General features: G+C 63.4%; 1 protein-coding gene. It reads left to right on the forward strand.

What is annotated here, in order from left to right; all coding sequences use genetic code 11:
* Positions 1-122: 122 nt before the first annotated feature.
* Positions 123-2,919 (forward strand): pyruvate carboxylase (gene pyc / locus EN969_RS24855; RefSeq protein ID WP_127419475.1); only part of this gene is annotated, 2,797 nt, incomplete at its 3' end.

The raw sequence follows: 2,919 nt of genomic DNA on the forward strand, positions 1-2,919 counted from the left end.
GTCCTTGGCGCAATGTTTCTATTTCAATCGGTTTAAGTGCGCGTCAATTTCGTTTGCACTGCAGCATTTTCACGCTAATCATTGCGCCGATTTCTCTTCCTTCCGTCGCTGGAGCCCAGTCCTTGGCCATCACGAAGATCCTCGTCGCCAACCGGTCCGAAATCGCCATTCGCGTCTTCCGCGCGGCCAACGAACTCGGGCTCAAAACCGTGGCGATCTGGGCGGAGGAAGACAAATACTCTCTGCATCGCTTCAAGGCCGACGAGAGCTACCAGGTCGGACGCGGGCCGCATCTGACCAAGGACATGGGGCCGATCGAAAGCTATCTGTCGATCGAGGAGGTGATCCGCGTCGCCAGGCTGTCGGGTGCCGATGCTATCCATCCCGGCTACGGATTGTTGTCGGAAAGTCCCGAATTCGCCGACGCCTGTGCCGAAGCCGGCATTACCTTCATCGGGCCGAGGCCGGACACAATGCGGCGGCTCGGCAACAAGGTCGCGGCGCGCAATCTCGCCATCGAGGTCGGCGTGCCGGTGATCCCCGCCACCGATCCGTTGCCGGATGACATGGAGACGGTCAAGACACTAGCCAAGGAAATCGGCTATCCGGTGATGCTGAAGGCATCATGGGGCGGCGGCGGCCGCGGCATGCGGGCCATCCGCGCCGAAGCCGACCTTGCCCGTGAAGTCACCGAAGGCAAGCGCGAGGCGAAAGCCGCCTTCGGCAAGGACGAGGTCTATCTCGAAAAGCTGATCGAACGCGCCCGCCATGTCGAGGTGCAGGTGCTGGGCGATACCCATGGCAATGCCGTGCACCTGTTCGAGCGCGACTGTTCGATCCAGCGCCGCAACCAGAAGGTCGTCGAGCGGGCGCCGGCGCCCTATCTCGAAATGTCGCAGCGCGAGGAGCTTTGCGGCCATGCGCTCAAGATCGCCCGCGAGACCAGCTATATCGGCGCCGGCACGGTCGAGTTCCTGCAGGATGCCGACACCGGCAAATTCTATTTCATCGAGGTCAACCCGCGCATCCAGGTCGAGCACACCGTCACCGAGCAGGTGACCGGCATCGATATCGTCAAGGCGCAGATCCATATCCTCGACGGCTTTGCCATCGGCACACCGGAATCAGGCGTGCCGGCGCAGAAGGACATAAGGCTGAACGGCCACGCGCTGCAGTGCCGTATCACCACGGAAGATCCCGAGCACAATTTCATCCCCGATTACGGCCGCATCACCGCCTATCGCGGCGCGACGGGCTTCGGCATCCGCCTCGACGGCGGCACCGCTTATTCGGGCGCGGTCATCACCCGCTTCTACGATCCGCTGCTGGAGAAGGTGACGGCGTGGGCGCCGACGCCGGCCGAGACGATCGCCCGCATGAATCGGGCGCTGCGCGAGTTCCGCATCCGCGGCGTCGCCACCAATTTGACCTTCCTCGAAGCGATCATCAACCATCCGAGCTTCGCCGACAATTCCTACACGACCAAGTTCATCGACACGACGCCGGAACTGTTCCAGCAGGTCAAGCGCCAGGACCGCGCCACCAAGCTCATCAACTATCTCGCCGACGTCAGCGTCAACGGCCATCCCGAGACGCGCGGCCGGCCGCAGCCGAAGGCCGACGCCGCGGCACCCGTGGTGCCTTACCTCAACGGCAATGTGCCCGGCGGCAGCAAGCAGAAGCTGGATGTGCTGGGCCCGCAGAAGTTCGCCGCCTGGATGCGCGATCAGAAGGAGGTTCTGGTCACCGACACGACGATGCGCGATGGCCATCAATCGCTGCTGGCGACGCGCATGCGCACGCATGACATTGCCGGCATCGCCGGTGCCTATGCGCGTGCCTTGCCGCAGCTTCTATCGCTGGAATGCTGGGGTGGCGCCACCTTCGACGTCGCGATGCGCTTCCTCACCGAGGATCCGTGGGAGCGGCTGTCGCTGGTGCGCGAGGCGGCGCCCAATCTGCTGTTGCAGATGCTGCTGCGCGGTGCCAATGGCGTCGGCTACACCAACTATCCCGACAATGTCGTGCAGCATTTCGTCAAGCAGGCAGCAAGCGGTGGCATCGACCTGTTCCGGGTCTTCGATTGCCTGAACTGGGTCGACAACATGCGCGTCGCCATGGATGCGGTCGGAGCCGAGGGCAAGCTGATCGAAGCGGCGATCTGCTACACCGGCGATATCCTCGATCCGGCTCGGGCGAAATACGACCTCAAATACTATGTCGGCCTGGCCGGGGAATTGCAGGCGGCCGGCGCCCACATCATCGCCGTCAAGGACATGGCCGGCCTGCTGAAGCCTTCCGCAGCACGCGTGCTGTTCAAGGCGCTGCGCGAGGCGACCGACCTGCCGATCCATTTCCACACCCACGACACGTCGGGCCTGTCGGCGGCGACGGTGCTGGCGGCGGTGGAAAGCGGCGTCGACGCCATAGACGCGGCGATGGATGCCTTCTCCGGCAACACCTCGCAGCCATGCCTTGGCTCACTCGTCGAGGCGCTGAAGGGCACCGAACGCGACCCCGGTCTCGACCCGCAATGGATCAGGAAGATCTCGTTCTACTGGGAAGCGGTGCGCAACCAGTACGCCGCCTTCGAAAGCGACCTCAAGGGGCCGGCCTCGGAAGTCTATCTGCACGAGATGCCGGGCGGCCAGTTCACCAATCTGAAGGAACAGGCTCGCTCGCTCGGATTGGAGACGCGCTGGCACGAGGTGGCGCAGACCTATCACGACGTCAATCTGATGTTCGGCGACATCGTCAAGGTGACGCCGTCGTCCAAGGTCGTCGGCGACATGGCATTGATGATGGTCAGCCAGGACCTGACCGTTGCCGATGTCGAAAACCCGGATAGGGATATCGCCTTCCCGGATTCGGTCGTCTCGATGCTGCGCGGCGACCTCGGCCAGTCGCCAGGCGGGTGGC

This window comes from Mesorhizobium sp. M7A.F.Ca.CA.003.01.2.1 (genome assembly GCF_003998945.1).
Lineage (GTDB): Bacteria > Pseudomonadota > Alphaproteobacteria > Rhizobiales > Rhizobiaceae > Mesorhizobium > Mesorhizobium ciceri.